19 protein-coding genes are annotated in these 22,809 nt (G+C 59.7%); 7 read left to right on the top strand and 12 right to left on the bottom strand.

Going from position 1 to position 22,809, the window contains the following annotated elements:
- The first annotated feature begins 141 nt into the window (after nt 1-141).
- Complete coding sequence (locus RE428_RS02185; protein ID WP_004579176.1) at nt 142-747, top strand: tRNA-uridine aminocarboxypropyltransferase; 606 nt, start codon at nt 142-144, stop codon at nt 745-747.
- Here RE428_RS02185 and RE428_RS02180 read toward each other — a convergent pair.
- The 3 genes from RE428_RS02180 to RE428_RS02170 form a co-directional block, all read right to left on the bottom strand.
- On the bottom strand, nt 741-1,148 hold the full coding sequence (locus RE428_RS02180; protein ID WP_004579177.1) for a globin: 408 nt from the start codon (nt 1,146-1,148) through the stop codon (nt 741-743). The two genes, RE428_RS02185 and RE428_RS02180, sit on opposite strands and share 7 nt — an antisense overlap.
- 171 nt (nt 1,149-1,319) lie before the next feature.
- On the bottom strand, nt 1,320-2,219 hold the full coding sequence (locus RE428_RS02175) for an SMP-30/gluconolactonase/LRE family protein (protein ID WP_115840213.1): 900 nt from the start codon (nt 2,217-2,219) through the stop codon (nt 1,320-1,322).
- Between the two features lie 9 nt (nt 2,220-2,228).
- Complete coding sequence (locus tag RE428_RS02170; RefSeq protein WP_004579179.1) at nt 2,229-3,209, bottom strand: NAD(P)H-dependent flavin oxidoreductase; 981 nt, start codon at nt 3,207-3,209, stop codon at nt 2,229-2,231.
- 399 nt (nt 3,210-3,608) lie between these two features.
- Between RE428_RS02170 and RE428_RS02165 the strand changes: the two genes are divergently transcribed.
- Entirely contained in the window at nt 3,609-4,232 is a 624-nt protein-coding gene (locus RE428_RS02165) for a QsdR family transcriptional regulator (RefSeq protein ID WP_004579180.1), read from the top strand.
- A 76-nt stretch (nt 4,233-4,308) separates the two neighbouring features.
- Here the strand turns inward: RE428_RS02165 and RE428_RS02160 are convergent, their stop codons facing one another.
- The 8 genes from RE428_RS02160 to RE428_RS02125 form a co-directional block, all read right to left on the bottom strand.
- Nucleotides 4,309-4,740 carry a hotdog fold thioesterase gene (locus tag RE428_RS02160; RefSeq protein ID WP_004579181.1) on the bottom strand — a complete coding sequence of 144 codons (432 nt, stop codon included), beginning with the start codon at nt 4,738-4,740 and terminating at the stop codon, nt 4,309-4,311.
- 57 nt (nt 4,741-4,797) lie between these two features.
- Nucleotides 4,798-6,213 (bottom strand): aldehyde dehydrogenase family protein, encoded by a 1,416-nt coding sequence (locus RE428_RS02155; protein ID WP_004579182.1) that lies wholly within the window; start codon nt 6,211-6,213, stop codon nt 4,798-4,800.
- A 21-nt stretch (nt 6,214-6,234) separates the two neighbouring features.
- On the bottom strand, nt 6,235-7,341 hold the full coding sequence (locus RE428_RS02150) for a zinc-binding dehydrogenase (RefSeq protein WP_004579183.1): 1,107 nt from the start codon (nt 7,339-7,341) through the stop codon (nt 6,235-6,237).
- A 429-nt stretch (nt 7,342-7,770) separates the two neighbouring features.
- Entirely contained in the window at nt 7,771-9,573 is a 1,803-nt protein-coding gene (locus RE428_RS02145; protein ID WP_004579184.1) for an acyl-CoA dehydrogenase, read from the bottom strand.
- Between the two features lie 262 nt (nt 9,574-9,835).
- Nucleotides 9,836-11,020, bottom strand: coding sequence for an acetyl-CoA C-acyltransferase (locus RE428_RS02140; protein ID WP_004579185.1), 1,185 nt, complete (start codon nt 11,018-11,020; stop codon nt 9,836-9,838).
- A gap of 87 nt (nt 11,021-11,107) precedes the next feature.
- Nucleotides 11,108-13,201 carry a 3-hydroxyacyl-CoA dehydrogenase NAD-binding domain-containing protein gene (locus RE428_RS02135; RefSeq protein ID WP_004579186.1) on the bottom strand — a complete coding sequence of 698 codons (2,094 nt, stop codon included), beginning with the start codon at nt 13,199-13,201 and terminating at the stop codon, nt 11,108-11,110.
- 590 nt (nt 13,202-13,791) lie between these two features.
- The gene (locus tag RE428_RS02130) at nt 13,792-14,616 is read right to left on the bottom strand and encodes an IclR family transcriptional regulator (protein WP_004579187.1); all 825 of its coding nucleotides are present in this window, start codon (nt 14,614-14,616) and stop codon (nt 13,792-13,794) included.
- 475 nt (nt 14,617-15,091) lie between these two features.
- On the bottom strand, nt 15,092-16,435 hold the full coding sequence (locus RE428_RS02125; protein WP_004579188.1) for a hypothetical protein: 1,344 nt from the start codon (nt 16,433-16,435) through the stop codon (nt 15,092-15,094).
- A gap of 229 nt (nt 16,436-16,664) precedes the next feature.
- Here RE428_RS02125 and RE428_RS02120 point away from each other — a divergent pair, with 229 nt between their 5' ends.
- The 5 genes from RE428_RS02120 to modC all read left to right on the top strand — a co-directional run bounded on the left by RE428_RS02120 (nt 16,665) and on the right by modC (nt 21,093).
- A complete protein-coding gene (locus RE428_RS02120) occupies nt 16,665-17,870 on the top strand; it encodes a 3-oxoadipyl-CoA thiolase (RefSeq protein WP_040882849.1) in 1,206 nt (401 codons plus the stop codon).
- 137 nt (nt 17,871-18,007) lie between these two features.
- Entirely contained in the window at nt 18,008-18,385 is a 378-nt protein-coding gene (locus RE428_RS02115; protein ID WP_004579190.1) for a winged helix-turn-helix domain-containing protein, read from the top strand.
- Between the two features lie 73 nt (nt 18,386-18,458).
- Nucleotides 18,459-19,280 (top strand): molybdate ABC transporter substrate-binding protein, encoded by an 822-nt coding sequence (gene modA / locus RE428_RS02110; RefSeq protein ID WP_051079747.1) that lies wholly within the window; start codon nt 18,459-18,461, stop codon nt 19,278-19,280.
- 9 nt (nt 19,281-19,289) lie between these two features.
- Nucleotides 19,290-19,985 carry a molybdate ABC transporter permease subunit gene (gene modB / locus RE428_RS02105; RefSeq protein ID WP_004579192.1) on the top strand — a complete coding sequence of 232 codons (696 nt, stop codon included), beginning with the start codon at nt 19,290-19,292 and terminating at the stop codon, nt 19,983-19,985.
- Nucleotides 19,978-21,093 carry a molybdenum ABC transporter ATP-binding protein gene (gene modC / locus RE428_RS02100; RefSeq protein ID WP_004579193.1) on the top strand — a complete coding sequence of 372 codons (1,116 nt, stop codon included), beginning with the start codon at nt 19,978-19,980 and terminating at the stop codon, nt 21,091-21,093. The genes modB and modC overlap by 8 nt, the downstream gene beginning before the upstream one ends.
- Nucleotides 21,094-21,207: 114 nt before the next feature.
- On the opposite strand, the gene RE428_RS02095 is transcribed toward modC, so the two are convergent.
- Nucleotides 21,208-22,530 (bottom strand): DcaP family trimeric outer membrane transporter, encoded by a 1,323-nt coding sequence (locus RE428_RS02095; protein ID WP_115840214.1) that lies wholly within the window; start codon nt 22,528-22,530, stop codon nt 21,208-21,210.
- Between the last annotated feature and the right edge of the window lie 279 nt (nt 22,531-22,809).

Raw genomic sequence — 22,809 nt, 5'->3', positions numbered from 1 at the left:
TCCAGACACCCGTCCGTTCACGGGGATCGCTTCCAACCGGAGCACGTCGTTGCTACCGCAGATAGCACCGGCTTGCGGCGCTGTTCCCAACATGGCCAAGCGGCGTACCCGCGGCTATGATGGGCGCAACCGGGAGGAAGAATGCGCGAAGGTCTGTGTCCCGACTGCGGAGTCCACATCAACATCTGCGTATGCGATGTCTGTGAAACCGTAGCCGACGCTCCACCGCTGTGGGTACTGCAGCACCCCACCGAGGTGGCGCACAGTAAGGGTACGTTGCGTGTGGCGGACGCCTGTCTGCCCGGGCTCCAGACCCTGATCGGGGAACAGCCGGACGCGTTCTCGACGCTATCGGCCCGCAGCGCCCGGGTACCGATGGGCGTCCTTTTTCCCACGCTATCCAGCCAACCTATGGAGACGTCCGATACATCCGGCATTTCAGAGTGGATCGTTATCGATGGCACTTGGCGCAAGGCCCGGAAAATCTTTCTGAGCAATCCCTGGCTAAATGATCTTCCCCAATTCCATTTCGACACACCGCCCGCGTCCACCTACCGAATCCGCAAGGCTCCGCGCGGCGATAGCCTTTCCACAGCAGAAGCGATCGCCTACCTGCTGGAACAGGTATGTCCGAAGGTTGATACCGGTCCGCTAAAGCGAAGTATGAACATATTGGTCAGGCGGCAACTCGCCCAGATGCCCGAGGACGTTCAGCGCCGGTATGATGGTCAAAACCGGGATCAATAGGCCCCGCGAATGAGCTCCACACCCGGGGCAATCGCACGGCGCCAGGCGGTTTCAACCTCCGGTGAGAACACCGGATCGTGCTCGCGCAGGGTGGCAATGAGCGCTTCTATCCAGAGTTCATACCACTCGGGACGAATATTATAGCCGTGGCGATCGTGACTCTTGCCCAGGGACCGTAGCTTGGCATCCGACATACCTCTCGAATAAAGCACCAGTTGCATGATCCCGTTACGCAGCAAGTGACGCTGCTGCTTCATGTCAGTCTCGCGAAACCGCTCGAAGATCGCCGGCGAACTGCTCATGAACCGGTCGTAGAAATCGATGAAGAAAATCTCGTTGTTGCAGCAGCGACCGTAACTCTGGAATACGATGTCGCTGTCTTTCGATGCCACCGAACGCATGTCGGTCCTCCCCTTTCCTGCCTGAACCCCACTGCGGGGCGCCGGCAAGATACCAGACCGTTTTCCGGGGCCCTATAGTTCAAGCAGTATCACGAGAGGGTTTCGTCTGCTTCATTGACCTCTATCAATAAAAGTGGAACCGCGCCAAGACATTCGTCTGACGCGGACTGATCACGGCCGGCCCGCGTGAGGCACGTCGACCCGGGCGGTCCACAGGCTGGCCTCCCGCACTTGCCGGCGGCGTTTGGCGCTGGAATCGGGAGCGACGCAGAGCAGTAGCGTGCGGCCATCCTCGCCGCCGAGCATACAGGCGAAGACGCCCTGGCCATCCGGTGTTCTCACTTCATCGACAATGTCGCCACCGGGCGCGACGCGGATGCAGCGCTGGTTGAAGGCATCGGCGATCCAGATGTGATTCTCGGCGTCCAGGCAGCAGCCATCAGGGCCGACGGCAAGCTGTTTAAGGAGTTCTGCACGGGGGCCTGGCTCAGGACGTGGACCAAATGCCGCCCAGGCACGTCGGTCAATGAGCTCACCCTTCGAGTCGATGGTGAAAGTGGTCATGCGGTTGCCAAAGGTCTCACCGACGATCAGGCTCTTGCCGTCGGGCGTGATCACCGCGCCATTAGGGAAATAGAGATCGTCCGCCGCCAGTGAAACCTCGCCTTCCGGAGTGACCCGTACCAGGCAGGCGGGACGCATGTCTTCACCTTCCATCAGGTCGAAACCGAAATTGCCCACCCAGGCGGTGCCGTCCTCCGCGACCACCATGTCGTTGGCATGACCGGTGGCGAACTCGCTCAGATCGGCGTGGGTATCGATCCGACCATCCGGCCAGCGGCGCAGGACCCGATGATCGAGCATCGAGACAATCAGCATGGAGCCGTCCGGCAGCCAGCCCAGACCCGAGGGTTGGCCCGGCACTTCGCAGACGGTTTCCATCTTGCCATCCGCGCTGATCCTGCTGACTGCATGGGAGTAGAAATCCGACGCCCACCAGTGGCCGCCGTGCCAGCGCGGCCCCTCGAAGAAAGTGCCACCCTCAACAAAACGTTCCATTGCCCCTGCCATACCGTCTCCTTATGACTGGACGAAGCCCGCCAGCCGTTGGCTGATGATGGTTTCTGCCTGCTTCATGATACGCCCGATCAGCTCCGCACAACTGGGAATGTCGTGGATCAACCCGGCCACCATACCGCAGCTCCAGGCCGCCGCATCCATCTCACCATCCTGCAGCACCTTGCGACCCTGCACACCGGTGACCAGGTGACGGATATCGTCGATCGCCACGGCCTCGCCCTTGAGCGCTTCGATGCGAATAATCTCGTCCACAGCCGCATTCTTCATGACCCGCTCGGTATTGCGGAGGTTACGCATGATCAGGCGGGTCTGGCGCTCGTCCGCTTCCAGCAGCGCCTGTTTGACGTTGTCATGCACCGGGGCGTCGATGGTGGCGATAAAGCGGGTCCCCATATTCATGCCTTCGGCGCCCAGGGCCATGGCAGCCACGAGGCTGCGGCCGTCAGCCATGCCACCGGATGCGACGAAGGGAATACCCAGCTCTTCCGCTGCCCGCGGTAACAGTATGAAGTTGGGAATATCGTCCTCGCCGGGATGGCCGCCACACTCGAACCCGTCGACGCTCACGGCGTCACAGCCGATCTTCTCTGCCTTGAGCGCGTGACGCACGGACGTGCATTTGTGGATCACCTTGATGCCGGCTTCTTTCAGGGAAGGCATGTATTGCTCGGGACTGCGGCCCGCCGTTTCCACCGCCTTTACGCCACCCTCGATAATCGCCTGGATGTATTCGGGATACGGTGGCGCCTTGAAGCTGGGCAGGAAGGTCAGGTTGACGCCGAAGGGCTTGTCGGTCATATCCCGACAGCGTGAAATTTCCCGGGCCAGGTCTTCCGGCGTCGGCTGGGTCAGACCGGTAATGATGCCAAGACCGCCCGCGTTGGAGACGGCGGCCGCGAGTTCGGCATAACCGACATGGTGCATGCCGCCCTGGATGATGGGGTGCTCAATCTGGAACAGGTCAGTGATTCTTGTCTTCATAGGTTCCCCGCAGGCGATAGTGACGCGTTTATTTTATTTGTTGAAACTTGATTTCATTATCGACGTCAAAACACATCAAATCAATGCGCTCTGCAAGTCGTCAACCAGGCTCGGTCTTGGGAAGGGGAGCTGCAGATGGTGGGCTATTCTAGCGACAGCAATAGAACGGGATGGGCGCTGTGACGCTAGAATGAAAACCAACAGGCGCTCATGAGACCTCAATAGCATGCACAAGATCCGGCATGTTCACTCGCGATATGTCGCCGAGGCCAAACCCCCTTCGTCCTACGACCCACGTCTGTAAACAATGTGCACTGCTTTGTTCGGCATGCGAATTTGGAAATGTATACTTAATGCAAATAAATAAGAAATGCCTGACCAAATGAGGACAATGCTACTGTGACGAAGCAAGTAACTACCGCCGAGGCGGCGCTGTCTGAATCGTCATCCCGCCCGACGAGGGCCACGCCCGACGATGCTTTTCGCAAGGCCCGCGACCAATGGCTCAAAGGTGAGCGCATTCACCTGGCGTCCCTTGCCGAGGAATTGAATATCGGTCGCGCCACCCTGTTTCGCTGGGTCGGCAACAAGGACCTGCTGCTGGGGGAGATCCTCTGGTCGCTCTACGCCCCGCTTCGCGATCGCGCCCGCCGCGAAGTGCAGGGTCAAGGCATCGACTACATTGTCGGCGTTTACCACCGCATCAACGCCGCCCTGCTTAACGACACCGCCCTGCGACGCTTTATCGGCGAAGATCCTGAGTACGCCTTGCGTATTTTGACCTCCACCAGTTCGACGCTGCATAGCCGCGTGGTCCAATCGAACACACGGCTACTCTGGGAACAGATTGACGGCGGTTACTTGAAACAACCGGCCATGAAGACCGAGAGCCTGTCCTACTTTATGGTGCGACTGGCCGAATCCTGCCTCTACAGCGACGTGATTTGCGGCCGGGAGCCACAGGAAGAGGAACTGGAGGAAGCGTGTAAGGCGGTGCGTATTCTGCTGGGCGGTCAGCCCTGAAGGAACGTCCAAGACGAAAACAAGCAGAGGATCCGATCGACCCTCCACTTGATCGAGGCTGATTGTAGTCGAGCTATCACCCTGGCCTGTTGATCACAGCCATCGTAATACGGGAAATGCAGGTCAGCCGGCCCTGCTCGTCCTCAATGCGAATCTCCCAAACCTGGGTCGAGCCGCCAATATGGTGGGGCCGCGCCGTGCCGTAGACCCAACCAGATGAGACCGAGCGGATATGGTTGGCGTTGATTTCCAGACCCACCGCCGCCTGGGTCGGCTTACGCAGGCAATGGTTGGCGGCAACGCTACCGAGGGTTTCCGCCAGCACCACCGACGCCCCGCCATGGAGAATGCCAAACGGTTGCACGGTACGCTGGTCCACCGGCATCCGCGCCTTGAGGTAATCGTCCCCGGCTTCGAGGAACTCAATACCCATGGTACTTACAGCAGTGTTCTCGCTGTGTACCTGCATTTCTTCCACGGTCGGGGTATGGGTCCAGACACTGCTCATCGTTGTTGATCTCCTGAATTAGGCGCCTAGAAAGATAGGCACCTATTAAACCACCGATTAAAGCTGGAGAGAACGTACCTCCAGGAATTCCTCGAGGCCCCATTTTCCGAATTCCCGGCCCACGCCGGAATGACCAAAACCGCCAAACGGCGCCTGTGGATTAAAGGCACCGCCATTGACAAACACCTGACCGGTGCGCAGCTTGCCGGCAATCTTCTTCGCCTTGTCGGCATCGCCGGACCAGACCGCTCCGGACAGACCATACGCCGTGCCGTTGGCGATCTTCACCGCTTCGGCTTCGTCGTTGTAGGGAATGACACACAGAACAGGGCCGAAGATCTCCTCCTGGGCAATACGGCTATCCGGCTTCACGTTGCCGAATACCGTCGCCTTGACGAAGTAGCCTTTATCCAAGCCTTCCGGCGCCTCGGCGCCACCGGCCACGAGGGTCGCGCCCTCTTCGATACCCAGGCGGATATACTCGAACACTTTGTCGCGCTGCTGTGCAGAGGCCAGCGGCCCAAGACGCGTGGTCTCTTCCAGCGGGTTGCCCGGCGTCATCTTGGCCACGGCTTCAGCTGCCAGCTCGCAGGCTTCGTCGTGCTTTTCTGCGGGTACCAGCATGCGGGTCAGCGCAGTGCAGGTCTGGCCGGAATTGAGCAGGCAGTTGTTGATCGTGCCCTTCACTGCGGCTTTCAGGTCCGCATCCGGCAGGACGACCGACGCTGATTTGCCGCCCATTTCCAGCGCGTAGCGTTTGAAATCGTCGGCGGCGGCGTGGGCGATCAAGTGCCCGGTGCGGGTGGAGCCGGTAAAGGAGACCATGCTCACCTGCGGATGCTTGATCAGCGTGTCGCCCACCTCCTGGCCCAGACCACAAACCATGTTGAACACACCCTTGGGCAGGTCGGTCGCGTCGAGGATTTCCGACAGGATAAACGCACTGCCTGGCGCGATTTCACTGGGCTTGAGAACCACTGTGCAGCCTGCAGCCATGGCCGGCACCACTTTCAGCATCACCTGGTGCAACGGATAGTTCCAGGGCGTGATACAGCCGACGACACCCACGGGCGTGTACTGCACTTCGGAGTTGCCGACCTGCTCGCTGAACTGGAACTCCGGCAGCAGCTCCAGATAGGACTTGGTGGTGACGATCGGCATACCCGCCTGGATCTGGCCCGCCAGCTTGGCCGGCATACCCACTTCCCGGCTCACCGTTTCGGCAATCTCCGGTGCCCGTTCCTTCAAGCCGTCCAGCAATTGCTTGAGGATCTTCAGTCGCTCGTCCAGCGAGGTTTCGGACCAGCTCTCGAAAGCATTGTGAGCGGCTTCTATGGCCCGCTCCATGTCGGACCGGCCGGCCGCTGGCACCTTGGCCATTACTTCCCCCGTGGCGGCTTCGTAGACATTAAGGGTATCGCCGCTCCAGTCTTCCCACTGGCCGTTGATGTAGAGCTTGCTCAGGTTCTTCATCTTCATTCCTCAAAGTGGGTTTTATTCAAAGACAATCACGCCGCGGGCATTCTTGCCGGAAACCATGTCGTCGAACGCCTGTGGGGCCTGGTCGATGCTATAAGTCTGGGTGATCAGCTCGTCGAGCTTGAGCTTGCCCGCCTTGTACAACGCAAGGATACGGGGAAAATCGTGCTGCGGACGGGCCGAACCCAACCAGCTACCCTTGAGCGTACGCTCATCGGCGGGCAGGGACAGCGTTCCGATTTCCGTCTTGTCCTTGGGGTCGGCCACCCCGACCACCACGGCAGTGCCGCCTCGACCCAGGCACTTGTAGGCTTGCGCAGCCACCGCACCGGCACCGACGCATTCAAAGGCGTAGTCCACACCACCGGTCAGCTTCTTCACCGCCTTGGCGGCGTCGTCCACTTCGTTGATGTTCACCGTATGGGTGGCGCCGAATTCCTTGGCCATCTCCAGCTTCTTGTCGCTGGTGTCCACGGCAACGATCATTTCCGCGCCGGCCGTCGCGCAGCCCTGGATGGCATTGAGGCCGACACCGCCAACACCAAAGACCGCCGCCCGGGACCCCGGTTCCAGCTTCGCCGTATTGAACACGGCACCGACACCGGTCATCACCGCGCAGCCCACCAGCGCCGCGTTCTGCAACGGCACGCCCTGCTCGATCTTGACCGCATTGTCCACGTGCAGGGTGGCGTATTCGGCCATCACGCCGCAGGCGCCGAACACGTTCAGGTCATTGCCGTCGGCATCGGTGGTGCGCACGCTGCCGTCCGGCAGGGTGAACATCGCCTTGCGCGCGTTCTCGCACAGCACCGGGCGTCCGCGCACGCACTGGCGGCACTTGCCACACATCGAGATGAAGGAACTGACCACATGGTCGCCTTCCTGGAAGTCGGTCACACCCTCACCCACTTCGATCACGACCCCGGCTGCTTCGTGGCCCAGCACCAGGGGCGGCGGGTACTGGATCTTGCCGGTGGTGGCCGACAGGTCGCTGTGGCACACGCCACAGGCCGCCACCTTGATGGTGATTTCATTGCGCTTGGGTGGAGCCACTTTGATGGTTTCCACCGTGATGGGCTTACCCCATTCCCGGCAGATAACAGCCTTTGCGTCACGCGTCATGATTCGTTCTCCCTTTTTATGGTTATCTGTAGTTATCTCTGTGGTGCTGCAAATTCGTTAACAGCAGCCCCTTCAACTCGATTCATCGTATTTTAACGGGAAGCCGTACCGCGAAAGCGTCCCGGAAATAGGCAGCCCTACAGGCTGCTCCGAAGCTGAAGAGGGTGTTGCAAAACTACTGCGCTCGGCCATGCGGCGTTGGAAATTCCCTCAAAATGCTCATTTACGACCAGTAAACTGCGCTTTTTCGCGAATTTCCGCCTTGCCTGGCCTTCGCTCGCTACGTTTTGCAACACCCTCTGAAGCATCGGCTACACTTTGCATCAAACTCGAGCATGTAGCAGACGCTTTAGCTTCTGAGGCGCCGCAGGTGCCCGTAGTTATATTTGTCAGGCGGCGCTCTCCCGTTCACGCGTATCCGCAATGAATCTAAAATTCGGCATCGGCAATATTCAGGGCCGTCCCGTCGACTTCCGCCAACAGTCCTGCCAGCGACGCCACCCGTGGCAATTCGTAACGGGCGAAGTAATCACAGGCTTTCAGCTTGCCGCGGTAGAATTCCTCGGTCTGCGGACCGCTGTTGGCGATCCCCTGCAGGGCGACCTGAGCCTGGCGCAGCCAGAGCCACCCAACCACGGTATGGCCGAACGCTTCCAGATAAAGGGAGGCATTGGCTAACGCCCGCTCGGTTTCTCCGGAGGCGCGTACCTTATTGATGGCGTCGGTCGCCTGGGCCATCTGTTCGATGGCGACCTGCAGGCGTTCGGCGCTGTCCTTGAGTTCGGCCACTTCCCGCGCTTCTTTGATGGTACGGCGTATCCTGCCCATCAGCGCATTGTAGTATTCGCCGTTGGCCATGATGACCTTGCGGCCCAGCAGGTCGAGCCCCTGGATGCCGTGGGTGCCCTCATGGATCGGGTTCAGGCGATTGTCCCGGTAGAACTGTTCCACCGGGTACTCGCGGGTATAGCCGTAGCCGCCGTGAACCTGGATCGCCAGGCTGTTGGCTTCAAGGCAGAACTGGGAGGGCCAGGACTTGATCAGCGGGGTCAGCAGGTCCAACACGCCGGCGGCTTCCGCGCGCTCGGTGTCGGACGCGGCGAACTTTTTCTCGTCCACCAGCCGCGCGCCTTCCAGGCACAGGGCCAGACCACCTTCGACATAGGCCTTCTGGGTCAGCAGCATCCGGCGGATATCGGCATGACGGATTAGCGGCACCTGGGGCGTTGCCGGATCCTTCTCGCCCATGGGGCGACCCTGCCTGCGCTCGCGAGCGTACTCCAGTGCATGCAGGTAGCCGGTATAGCCCAACATAACGGCGCCCAGGCCCACGCCGATCCGCGCCTCGTTCATCATGTGGAACATGGCTGCCAGGCCCTTGTGCGGCTCTCCCACCAGATAGCCCACCGCGCCGTCCTTCTCGCCGAAATTGAGCATGGTGGACGTGGTACCGCGATAACCCATCTTGTGGATCAGGCCGGCCAGGGCGACATCATTCCGTTCACCGAGACTGCCGTCCTCGTTCACCAGGGACTTGGGCACCAGGAACAGGGAAATCCCCTTCACGCCAGGAGGCGCATCCGGCAAGCGGGCAAGCACCATGTGAATGATGTTCTCGCTCAGCTCGTGGTCGCCGGCGGAGATATAGATCTTGTTGCCCTTGAGCCGGTAGCTACCGTCGTCCTGGGGCTCGGCACGGGTGCGCAGATCGCCCAGGGAGGAACCGGCGTGCGGCTCGGTCAGGCACATGGTGCCGAAGAAGCGGCCCGCCAGCATGTGATCGGCGTAACGCTGTTTCTGTTCTTCAGAGCCATGGGCCAGGATCAGGTTGGCGGCAGCGATGGTCAGACCCGCATACCCCTGGGTGCCGACGTTGGCGCCCTTGAGCATGCCCACGCACATCTGCGCTACGGCTGCGGGGAGTTGCATACCGCCACGCTCGTAGCTCTGGCCAGCGGCCATCAGACCGGTTTCGCGCAGCACATCCAATGCCTTCTTGACCTCAGGACGCATGGTGACGCGGCCGCTCTCGAAGGTAGGCTCTTCCTCATCCACCAGTCGGGCGTGAGGCGCAAACTCTTCCGCCGCGACTTTCAATGCCAGATCGAGTGCCGCCTGTAGGGTTTCCAGGCTGTGATCGGCGTAGCGGTCATAGTTCAAAACATCTTCGGTGCGGTGCAGTTCGAAGAGTTGGAAGGCCAGATCCTGGGGATTAATGATGCGCTGCTGCATGGTAAAGCCCTATTGTTATCGGTTTGGCTGCTTGTACAGTTTTTGCAGTTCGGGTTTGTCGGCTGAGGCGGCCTGAAGAGCGAGTGGCAGCCCTTACGGGCTGCTCCGAAGCTGAAGCGTCGGCTACATTTTGCAACCAACTCGAGCATGTAGCAGAAGCTTCAGCTTCTGAGGCGCCATGGGCGCCCCTCGCCTCCCCTGCCGCTGCGAACCCGTGGCAACCACCTCGCCACGCACAACAACGGCCCAGGCCTCAACGGTGTTAAACGACCTCAAACAATCCAGCCGCACCCTGACCACCACCAATACACATGGTCACCACGACATACTTGGCGCCGCGGCGTTTGCCTTCGATCAGCGCATGGCCGGTCAAACGGGAGCCCGTAACACCGTAGGGGTGGCCAATGGAGATCGAGCCGCCGTTGACGTTCAGCTTGTCCATGGGAATCCCCAGGCGATCACGGCAATAGACCACCTGGGAAGCAAAGGCTTCGTTCAACTCCCACAGGTCGATATCGTCCATCTTTAGCCCGGTGCGTTCCAGCAGACGCGGGATGGCATAGACCGGGCCAATACCCATTTCATCCGGCTCGCAACCAGCAACGGCAAAACCACGGAAGATCCCCATGGGCTCGATGTTGTTCTTTTCGGCGTACGTGCTGTCCATCACCACACAAACCGATGCACCGTCGGACAACTGGCTCGCATTACCGGCCGTAACGAACTGGTCGTCACCACGTACCGGATTCAGGCCGGCCAGACCTTCCAGGGTGGTATTCGGACGGTTGCACTCATCCTTGGTCAGGGTGACTTGCTTTTCGCTCACCTCGCCGGTTTCCTTGTCCTTCACCAACATGGTGGCATCGTAGGGCACGATCTCGTCGTCGAAGTAGCCCTTTTCCTGCGCCGCGGCAGTCCGCTGCTGGCTGACCAGGGCGTACTCGTCCTGGGCCTCACGGCTAATGTTGTAGCGCTTGGCCACAATGTCCGCGGTTTCGATCATGGACAGGTACAGCTCTGGCTTGTTCTTCATCAGCCATTCATTGGTGGCGCGGAACTGGTTGATTTTGTCGTTCTGCACCAAGCTGATGGACTCCACACCGCCAGCGACCATCGCGGGCACTTTCTCTGAAACGATGCGCTGGGACGCCAGGGCGATGGACTGCAGACCGGAGCTGCAGAAACGGTTGATGGACAGGCCGGCGGTCGTTACCGGCAGGCCGGCACGCACGGCGGCCAGGCGAGCCATGTTCTTGCCCTGCGCGCCTTCGTGGAACGTGGCGCCCAGGATCACGTCCTCGACGACGGCGGGGTCGATACCCGCACGTTGGACCGCATGCTGGATCACATGGCCAGCCAGGTCGACACTGTGGGCGTTGTTCAGGGCACCGCGATAGGATTTGCCCAGCCCGGTACGGGCGGTGGAGACGATTACGGCGTCAGACATGAGAGAGTCCTCGGAAAGCTATTGTGGTTATAGGGAAACAAACCCGCGGCTCGCACCGCAGGTTTGCAAATCACGATCGGATTCGGATCAAAGGCTGCCGAAGGTCTTGCCTTCCTTCGCCAGACGCTCAAGCAACGGGGCCGGCTTCCACTGGTCACCGCCCAGGGTGTCGTGGAAACGCTTGACGGTCTCGTAGATCTCCTTCACGCCCACCTGATCCGCCCAGAACATCGGGCCACCACGGTAGGCCGGGAAGCCGTAGCCATAGATCCAGACGATATCTACATCCAGCGCCCGATCGGCGATGCCCTCTTCCAGGATCTTCGCACCCTCGTTGATCATCACGTACATGCAGCGTTCGAGGATTTCCTGGTCGGTGATCTCGCGCGGCTCGATGCCCTGCTCCTTGCGGAACTCTTCGATCAGCGCATCCACCTTCGGATCGGGGATCGGCTTGCGGCTGCCTTCCTCATAGAGGTAGGTACCGGCCTGGGTCTTCTGGCCGAGACGACCCTGCTCCGCCAGTTTGTCCATCCAACTGGGCGGGATATTCTCGCCGGCATTGCGGCGTTCTTCGCGGATACGGTAACCAACATCGATGCCGGCCAGATCGGACATGGCGAACTGACCCATGGGGAAGCCCAGGTCGGTTAGCACCTTGTCCACCTGCTGCGGCGTCGCACCCTCATTGACCAGTTTGATCGCCTCTGCGCCACGCTGGTGCAGCATCCGGTTGCCGACGAAGCCGTAGCAGTTGCCCACCAGTACACCGACTTTCTTGATGCGCTTGGCGATGTCCATCACCGTCGCCTTCACGTCGTCAGCGGTCTTGGTGCCGCGCACGTTTTCAAGCAGCTTCATCACGTTAGCGGGACTAAAGAAATGCATGCCCACCACGTCTTCCGGACGGTTGGTGGCCGAGGCAATCTCGTCGATATCGAGTGTCGAGGTATTCGAAGCCAGGATGGCGCCTTGTTTACAGACCTTATCCAGGGTGCCGAAGATCTCTTTCTTGATGCCCATGTTTTCGAACACGGCCTCGATCACCAGGTCCACATCACCGAAATCCTCATAGGCCAGCGTCGGCTGGATCAGCGCCATGCGCTCCTCTACCTGGGCCTGGGTTATCCGACCTTTCTTGGCGGTGTTCTCATAGTTGCGGCGAATGATGGCCAAACCCTTGTCCAGCGCTTCCTGCTTCACTTCCAGCAGGCGCACGGGGATACCGACGTTGGCGAAGTTCATGGCGATACCGCCGCCCATGGTGCCGGCGCCGATGATACCCACGGACTTGATGTCGCGAACCGGCGTATCCTTGGGCAGTCCCGGCACCTTGGACACTTCACGCTCGGCGAAGAAAGCGTGGACCAGGCCAGCGCGCTGGGGCGATTCCATACATTCCATAAACAGCTCGCGCTCGCGCTTCATGCCCTCTTCGAACGGCAGTTGGAAAGCCGCTTCGACCGCATCCACGCACTTGAACGGCGAGAACAGCCCACGGGCCTTCTTCTGCAGGCCGGTACGGAACTGTTCGAAAACGTCACTGCCTTTGTCGGCTTCAATCCTGTCAGTCAGCTCGCGGACACGGCGAGCAGGCTTACCTTCGTCGATGACTTTCAGGGCAAACTGTTCGCCTGCCGCCTTCGCATCGGAACTGGCTTCCACAGCATCGACAATACCGGCCTGCAGTGCATCACTGGCAGAAATGAAGTCACCAGTGGTGATCATCTCCAGGGATTTCTGGGCGCCGGCGAGACGCGGCAGGCGCTGGGTACCACCCGCGCCCGGCAGCAGCCCGAGCTTCACTTCAGGCAGACCCACCTTGGCGCTTTCCAGTGCAACGCGGTAATGACAGCCAAGGGCCATTTCCAGCCCGCCGCCCAATGCCGTGCCATGGATGGCGGCAATAATCGGCTTATCACTGTTCTCGTAGGCTTCCACAACGGTAGGCAGACCCGGCTCCTGCATTGGCTTGCCGAACTCACGGATATCGGCGCCGGCGATGAAGGTCCGGCCTTCACAAACCAGTAGGAGCGCCTTGGCCTCAGCATCGGCCTGCCCCTGCTTGAGGGCGTCGAGCAAGCCGGAGCGAACGGCATGGCTGAGAGCGTTGACCGGCGGATAGTTCACGGTAATGACGCCGATGGCGCCTTCGCGTTGATAGGTGACGACCTCTGACATTGCTCTCTCCTTTTGTATTTCTATGGAATGCAGTTTTAATAAGCGAAACTTGAAGACGATTTAAACCATTTTCAATCGATCTTTCAACAGTAAATTGAGACAGCGCATCGTTAGACGAATCAATACGGCGGGTAATCAAACAGCTTAGTCGATACAAACAGGGAGGAAAGAAACCAGTCGAAGTAGGAACGGGCGAGCCTGCGAACCGCATCGACCGATCATTCGTGGAACTAAGTCAGGATCGAGGAAAGCCGTTAGCAGCTCCTACCCGGAAGTAAGCGATGCCCAGCTATCATTTAGTTATTGAACCAACTCGAGATTAGAAGAAGCGGCGGGCTACCCTTGCCGAAGAAGGGACAGGGATGTCCCGGTCGTCATGGCTGGCCAGGGACGGCCATGCAGGACAGCGTAGGCAAGGGTGGCCCGCCGCTTCCGGCACGAGGTTCGCCAACCAAAAGGCGAACACCGTGCGGTCCGGCTTCGCCTTACCAGCACGCTACGCGGGCAGTGAAGTCTTAGGAAAAGGCAGGCACAAAAAAACCGCGGGCGTGACCCGCGGTTCTTACTCTCACTGCGACCGGCTCGTGAAATCAGACCCCAAGCGCCTCGATATCACTCGCCAGCATTGCCAACTGGTGGGCAATGGAATCGCGCAGCTTCTCGCCGGAGATGAGGTAGGATGGCGCCGCACAGGTCAGCACCATGGTGGTGCCATCTTCCAGGTGAACCGGAACCCCAGCGGAATTGATGTTGCGGTCCCACTCGCCCAGGGAGAGACAGAAGCCGTTGGCCTTGTACTCTTCCATGGCGCGTTCGAGGCCCTCTCGCTTCTCCGGCCACTGATCACCGTATTTCTTGGCCATACCGTCCATCAGGATCTTGCGCTGGCTTTCGCTCACCGCCGCGCAATAGGCACGACCCGCAGAGGTGGTCGCCATGGGCAGACGCAGACCAATCTCCATGCGCAACAGCGTGGCTTCCGGAGGCATGCGGTTTTCCACGTAGATCATGTGCAGGCGATCGTGACAGGTCAGGCCAACAGACATGTTGGTGCGACGGGCAAACTCGTCCATGTAGGGTTTGGCCAGCTGGCGCACTTTCAGGTTGGAGACGTAGGCGTAACCCAGGGCGAGAACGCCAGAGCTGAGCTGGTATTTCTCCAGCAGCGGGTTATAGCTCAGGTAACCCAGCTTGGTCAGGGTGTAGGTCATGCGGGAAACGGTCGGCTTGGGCAGACCTGTCAGCCGGGCGATGTCCTGATTACCCAGGATCACGGATCCCTGACTGAAGGCACGCAACACATCAAGCCCGCGGGACAGCGCCTCGACGAACTTGCGATCCTTTTCACCCGTTTTCGATCGGCCCTCGCCCGTTGCCAGGGCCAGATCCGTTTTGATTTTCTGTTTTGCCGTCATAATTGCCTAGTGCTCCCCACAGCCCTCAACCTTCACGAAATGGCCTGGTCCTTTTCCAGCATTGACTGGAACACGAGACAAGCGACCAACACGCTTTGGCATTTCAGGTAATTCGCCTAACGAGTTCAACTCTGCCTATCGCAGCCTGACTCTGAGCGATAAAACGCCGATGATGAAATTTCGCTCTATTCTAATCAGAGTAAGATACGAGTACCACCTACCAGCAATCAAATTGCATGCCAAATCTGAAACACTCTTTCTTTTTGTTTCATTACTATCCCGCTACGAATCGAGGGCGACGGAAGGTTTGGTGAATTAACTGATACGAAATTTTGCTATGCAGAACATGTTAGCCAATTACAGAGTATTTAGCGAAGAAATTGACTTAAAAGTTCCGCCACAGAGTAGGCGGAGCGTGGCACTTCGGCTCACCCTCGAAGTCTTACTTACACCTGGACCATCCACCTGAACCCGGTCAAGCCGCCCAGGGCAGCCATACCCAGAGCAATAGAAGCATCAACGGGATCGATGTCAGCGCAAATACTCCGTTCCAACCGAATGCAACCACCCAGCGGGACAACTGGCCAAACCGCGACAACAGCATGACCGACGGCCCAAAGGGTGACAGCATCATCGCGAGGGAAAAGCCGATCACCAACGCGACTGCGACCAGCAAAGGCTCCAGGCCGGACGCTGCAAACTGGGACAGCAACCCCGCCAGGAAGCTCAGCACCGTGATTGGCGCGATACCCACCGTAGCCAACAAGGGCAGGATCAGCATGCTGCATGCGGCTAAAATGAACAGGCTTGCCCGACCATCCAGCAACTGCGACAAGACTTCCGGAGGCACCTGGGCCGACAAGGCCACGCCCAGCGCCGCCGAGGCAGCGAAAATGCAGATCTCGTTATGCAGCCCGGCGACACTATCCGCCACCTCGCCAGCTACCGCTACCAACCCCCGATCCGTCAGCCACATATAAAGGAAGGTCACCGTCGGCACCGAAAGCATGGCGGCACGCGATACGTTCAGCGGTGTCGTGAGCACCAGCAATGCCATCAACGCAAATACGATGGCTATCACCGCCACCAGACGTCCGGTACCCGCTGGCCATCCCCGCATCAACGTCCGCTCGGCGCTGACCTGACTGAAGCGCCGGTATTCCAGCAGCCACCCTACGCCAATAAAGACGACCGCCGCAGTCGCACTGAACGGCAGGATCTGCACCCAACTGAGCGAGGGCACTTCGCGGGTGATGATAGCTACAGCTACGCTGGTCGGCGCGATCAGCGGAACCAGTGCAAACCCACGCAGGGTACTACTGAGCACGCTGCGCAACCAGCGAAGCCGGGCCGTCCCAGTGATGCCACGCTGGCTCAGGGTTTCCGAGAGCGCACCACAAAGCAGGTTCATCACGCCGAAGTTCAGCACCGAGGCCACACTGCAACTGGTCAACACATACTTGGGATAGAGCCACGCCGGCTTGCCACCGAGGAGCACGTCATGGATGCGCCTGAGCACTTCGAACCGGCGCACCAGGCACTGCATGGTTCCCAGGCTCCCGAGAAATGCGCCATAGAAGGCCGCCGCCGTTGCAGCCTCTGCAAGCTGCGGGCCGGAAAGCCGGTCTGTCAACAGAAACCCCGTCAGCATGGTGACGGTCACCAACATCAGATAACGGGCATAGCCTTCCAACCGTCCCAAGCGCGGGAGGAAATAGACGAGGAAAATGGAACCGGCGACCAGGCTCAGGAGGTGGCTCCCGGTCAGCAATGCAATCAGTTCACAGAGAACGGCGGCAGGCAGGAAATACTGCGTCATGAGAGACCGTGACGGGGCGTCGGGACGGCTTGCATTTGTTATATCCCCCGATTAATCTAGTTCATATATAAAACTTAGTTTCGCTTAACGAAACTATATTAACATTTACGCCAACTCAAGTCCCTCCCGCTTTCATGCGCACGTTGCTAACCCGCGCTGATTCGCGCGTACGATAAACGTGGCAATAGCGACAAAGCGGAACCGGGAGGGCACGACGATGGGAGACACCATGTCCGCGTATATCTATGATGGCCTGAGAACCCCCTTTGGACGCCATGCCGGCGCCCTGGCCAAGGTACGGCCGGACGACCTGCTGGCTGGCGTGATCCAGGCCGTGGTCGAGCGGAACGATTTCGACAAGGCGCTATACGAAGACGTGATTGCCGGTTGCACCAACCAGGCCGGTGAAGATGCCCGCAATATCGCACGCCACGCGGGACTGATGGCTGGACTTCCGGTTGAAACGGGCGGCCTGACAGTCAACCGTCTCTGTGGATCGGGCCTGGCCGCCGTCATCGATGCCGCCCGCGCCGTGCGCTGCGGTGAAGGCGAACTGTTCGTTGCCGGCGGCTCCGAGAGCATGAGCCGGGCGCCCTTCGTCATGGCCAAGGCCGATAGTCCCTACAGCCGGGATTTTCGCGCTTTCGACAGCACTATCGGCGCCCGCTTCCCCAACCCACGGGTCGAGAACGAGTATGGTAGCGATACCATGCCGCAAACGGCCGATAACATTGCCCGCGAACTGAACCTCTCGCGGGACGCCGTCGACCGCTATGCCGCCCAGAGCCAGGCCCGCTACGACGCCGCCCTGAAAGACGGCTTCTACGACGAAGAGTTGCTGCCGGTCGAGGTCCCCCAGGGCCGCAAGAAACCCTCGGTGACCGTGGATAAAGACGAGCATCCGCGCCCGCAGTCCAACCTCGAAGCCTTGTCCGGACTGCGCACCCTGTTTGAAGGCGGCGTGGTGACCGCTGGCAACGCGTCTGGCGTGAACGATGGCGCCGCAGCGCTGATCATCGGCTCGCGCGAAGCCGGAGAAAAGGCGGGCGTACGCCCCCGGGCCCGCATCGTTTCCGCCGCCATCGCCGGGGTACCGCCTAGTGTTATGGGCTATGGCCCCGTGCCAGCCAGCGAAAAAGCACTGGCCCGCGCCGGCCTGGCGCTGAAGGATATGGACGTTATCGAAATCAACGAAGCCTTCGCCGCCCAGGTCCTCGGCTGCACCACCAAGCTGGGTATCGACCCCACGGATTCGCGGCTGAACCCGAATGGCGGCGCCATCGCCGTCGGCCATCCCCTGGGGGCATCCGGTGCGCGCATCGCGCTTACGGCCACCCGTCAGTTGGAACGCGTGAATGGTCGTTATGCACTGATCAGCCTGTGCATCGGCGTTGGCCAGGGGATCGCTGCGGTCCTGGAACGTTTCAGCGACTGATTCTTTCTGGCTTTATCGCCTGACATCCGCCTCGTTCACGGCTGTGACGGGGCGGCTTTGTCTCCAGTCTGTTTCTTTCCAGACATCCGTGATAGAACCGGTCTTTCACTTCCGAACTCCTGTGGCAGACGACCGGCATGACACGCACCCACCACCGCCAACCCCACTTCCAGCTCCGCCTGGTCTCCGGCAAGGATGTCGTTATCGGCCCCGGTAAGGCTGACCTGCTGGACGCCATCGGCCGCACGGGCTCCATTTCCTCTGCCTGCCGAGAGATGGGACTGAGCTACAAGAAAGCATGGCAATTGATCAACACCATGAACCAGCATTTTGCCCAGCCGGTGATTGCTACCACATCCGGCGGAAGCCAGCGCGGCGGTGCCGAAATTACGGAACTCGGCCAGCAGGTGCTGCGTCAGTATCGCGCCTTGCAGGCGCGCCTCGATCCTGACCTTGCCGACGAAGCCGGTGCACTGCTCGATCTTCTCGCCCCGGCCCCTGACACGGGTCAATAACCGCCCCTTGGACAACGCCCTCCAACAGACTATAGTGAACCCGTTATTTCCATTTATACATAACGGGTATCGCATGACCGGACCTCTCCGCCGCTGGACGGTTCGTTGCCTTAGGGTAGCCAGCGCCACACTGTTAATAGCGACGCTCGCCAGTCTGTCGCTGCCGGCTCAGGCCGCATCCCCTCAACGCTTTAAGGTTTTCGCTGCAGCGTCCCTGACCGATGCGATGGACGCGGCCATCACCCGTTATGAGAAGGACCACAATGTAGACATCGTGCCCGTATACGCCTCTTCGTCCACGCTGGCCAGACAGATCGCTAACGGCGCCCCGGCACATATCTACCTATCGGCCAACGAGAAATGGATGAACTGGCTCGGCGAACAGGGCATCAAACTGTCCGCGCGGACCGACCTGTTCCACAATCGGCTCGCGCTGGTTGCGCCCACATCCGCTGAAACGGATCGCTTCGTGCCCGGCGGTGGCCAACCCCTGGCTTCGCTACTTGCCCCCGGGGAGCGACTTTCTGTAGGCGACCCGGCGCATGTCCCTGCCGGCATCTATGCCAAACAGGCGCTGGAAAACCTGGGTGAATGGGATTCGCTGGAATCACGGCTGGCCCGGGGCGACAACGTCCGCGCCGCACTGGCACTGGTCGAGCGTGGCGAGACACCCCTGGGCATCGTCTACCAGACTGATGCGCTGGCCAGCAAGAAGGTCAAGCGCCTGGGTCTGTTTCCCCAGGAAAGTCATACACCCATCACCTATCCGGTTGCGATCGCCACTCCGGAGGCCACAGAGGCCGTGATAGCGTTCCGCAATTGGCTGGAGACGGAGACCGCCCAGAGCATCTTCCAGCGCTTCGGCTTTACGCCGGTCGAGCAACAGGTCCAATAGGGAAGTCGCGTGCTGACCGCAACCGAATGGGAAGCCATCGCCATCAGTATGCGGGTGGCCGGCAGCGCGGTGGCCTGGATATTGGTACCGGGCATCGCCATGGCCTGGCTGATGGCGCGGCGGGATTTTCGTGGCAAGTCCATCGTGGACGGGGTTCTTCACCTGCCGCTGGTACTTCCGCCGGTGGTCGTCGGCTACCTGCTGCTGGTCGGCCTTGGACGCCAGGGCGTGCTTGGACAGTGGCTGGATCGGGTGTTCGATATTCAACTACCGTTCACCTGGCAGGGGGCTGCCGTTGCCGGCGGCGTGATGGCCTTCCCACTGCTGGTGCGCTCCGTTCGCCTTTCGCTGGAAGCTGTAGATACTGGCCTGGAAGCTGCTGCCCGCACCCTGGGCGCCAGTCGCTGGCGAGTGTTCTACACCATTACCCTTCCCCTGACGTTGCCCGGCCTGATCACTGGCACCGTGCTGGCCTTTGCCCGGGCCTTGTCGGAATTTGGCGCCACCATCACCTTTGCTTCCAATATTCCGGGGGAAACCCGCACCCTGCCCCTGGCCCTCTACACGCTGATCCAGACGCCTGGCGCGGAAGCAGCCGCGGCCCGACTCTGCGCGATTGCGATCGTGATCGCCATGCTTTCCCTGATCATTTCCGAATGGCTCGCCCGCCGGGCGCGGCGACGTCTGCGAGGTCGCGATGACTGACCGATCCAACAGAACGAAACTCGCCGGCAATGACCTGCATATCCAGGTGCACCATCAGCAGGGGACGTTCTCGGTAGAAGCCGACCTCGCCCTACCCGGACGGGGGGTTACTGCACTGTTCGGCGCCTCCGGCAGTGGCAAGACCAGCCTGCTGCGTCTAATTGCTGGCCTCGATACGCCGCGGCAGGGCCGGATCCGCCTCGGTGACGAGATCCTGGTCGATAGCCGTCGCAATATCAATGTGGCGGTTCACCGACGCCAGCTTGGAATCGTTTTTCAGGAACCCCGGCTGTTTCCTCACTACCGGGTACGCGGCAACCTGGCCTACGGCATCTCGAAAAAGGACGGCGCACACTTCGAGAAGATCGTGCAACTGCTGGGCATTGACCACTTGCTCGACCGCTTCCCCGCCACCCTCTCCGGTGGCGAAGCCCGCAGAGTAGCCATCGGCCGCGCCCTGCTGAGCGAGCCGCGCATGCTCCTGCTGGACGAACCCCTCACCGGACTGGATGGGCCACGCAAGCAGGAGCTGCTGGATTTCATCCTCCACCTGACCCACGAAATCGACATCCCCATCATCTACGTCAGCCACGACCCTAAAGAACTGGCCGCGATCGCCGACAACCTGGTCCTGCTGGAAAAGGGTCGGGTGGTGGCAACAGGCCAATTGGACGACCTGCTGATGCGCTTCGATCTGACGCCTTACCTGGGTGGATTCAACGCCGCATCCATTCTGGAGGCACAGGTGCACGACCATGACCCCGACTACCATCTGACCCGGCTCGCCCTCGCCGATGGCCAGCTACTGACGGTGCCCGAAGTCGATATGCCTGTCGACGAACCTTTGCGCCTGCGCATCCCAGTGCGGGACGTCGCGCTTGCGCTGGAACCGCAGCCGTTATCGAGTTATCGCAACCAGCTCAAGGCCGTGATCGAGGACACGGCACCGCAGCCGGACAATCCCGCGGCTATGGAGTTGCGCCTGAGAATCGGTGAACAGACCCTGCGCGCCCGCGTGACGCGCAAGTCCTATGATGAACTGGGATTGGCGCCGGACCGGACGGTCACGGCACTGGTCAAGGCGGTCGCGTTTGCGCGGCGCCCCTAGAACTAAATTGTTCGCCTGACGCAAAAAGGCCCCGGAGGGGATCCAGGGCAACGGGCAAAACAACCGAGTAACCGGAAGGAAAGGCCGGCTTAAGCCGGCCCAATACATCTTCTTTTAGAACTGCATAAGTGCTGACAGCATGACCTGTTCATACTGTTCGCTGCTGTCAGATGCAATTTCTCCAAAGTCCCAGTAGGCATACTCAATACCCAGAGTCAGGTTCGACTTCGGCGACCACAACAGGTTGGCATGGACAGAAGTCGACGAATCGAAGTAGCTGAGGGTGCCATTCGGGGATGCTGACTGGCGCAGGGTCAGATCGTCGAGGATCTCCGTGTGCGAACCCACCAGGCTCGAACGCCAGGTCGGCGACCAGAAGTGACGATAGGCCACAGTCGCACCATACGTTTTCAAAGGATCGACCTCACCCTGACCCTGTTCGACCAAATCTACATCTGGGTAAGTAAAGAGCCCCATGTATCGACCCAGAGAGCCGTAGCTATATTGCAGCCGCAAATCGTCGCGCCCAATTGTGGGGATACGTGCGCTCAAGGACACCGCGCCCGTTACTTTAGAGTCATCAGAGGCATCGTCCTCCAGATTACGCACAACACCGGCAATGGAGTAGAAGCCGTAATTGCCGCGAATCTGGTAACGAGCCGTCAGGTCCGGATAGGACTGATCGTCGTATGAAGTGCTGCCAAAACCGTCTTCCGGGTTTTCCAGGGCGACCATAAGCTTGCCACCCGGGGCGGCCATGTTATAGCGAATCATTGGCTGGGTGGTGTAGATGAACGCCGCCATCTTGCCCTGGTTCAGGATCTCAGGCAGTGCGGCCAGATCGGTGAAGGTGGTATAGGTCTGACCGAATTCCCAACCGTTCCAAGCGCCATAGGCCTGGCGCAGACGGGGGTTATAGCTGTTGGATACGACTTCGTTACCCGCTGCGTCGTCCGCAGTGTTGAAGTCCATTTCCAGGTAGGTACGCAGGGTGTGGCCGCCAACGTCTTCCGTTTCAGTACCGAAGCTGAACCGGGATTCGCGCGCACTGAACCCCACTTTCCAGTCCTCGTCCGAGGCTGCTGCAGAGGCAAAGTTACGTGGCAGACCGGTGCTGTACGTATTAATGGTGCCGTCACCACCCGAGCCATAGATCATGTCCGCCTTGATGAAGCCACCAAAGGAAATGGTGGTGTCACCAATCTTCAGACCGTCCCCTTCGCGCAGGATATAAGGGTTATCGGCGGTGGCTTCGGGTGCGGTAGACACCGCGCCTCTGAGCGCCTGCTCCAATTGATCGACACGCTGGCGCAGTTCGTCAACTTCTGAATCCTGGGCCTGGGCCGGCATCGACAATGCTGCAATCAGCGGAAATCCTGCAAGAGCCACGGCACGGGTGAGTGGATGTGCTCTGAATGACTTATTTCTTGTTGTCATTTCAAACCTCGTCTTTTCTTTGTTGTAGAGAGTCTTTGTTGTAGGTAGTTGCGTCTTTGTTTTTCTGGTCCTTCAGCCGGTTATTGTTCTTCTCGATCCTATAGTTTCGCTATGCGGTACAATCTCCTTTAAAGATTCCGCTTAGCAATACCGGCTTCCGTATTTCCGAATATAGACAAAGGTGTTTTCGACGACAACCTTTTAAAACTAAATTTTGCTGTTTCTCGTAACAGAAAAGTCAAATGGAGAAAGTCGGGCAATTGACAGTGAAAGTTTCAT

The organism is Marinobacter nanhaiticus D15-8W (genome assembly GCF_036511935.1).
Taxonomy (GTDB): domain Bacteria; phylum Pseudomonadota; class Gammaproteobacteria; order Pseudomonadales; family Oleiphilaceae; genus Marinobacter_A; species Marinobacter_A nanhaiticus.
Note: the sequence above shows the minus strand (reverse complement) of the source record. Positions and strands in the feature narration are given on the sequence as shown.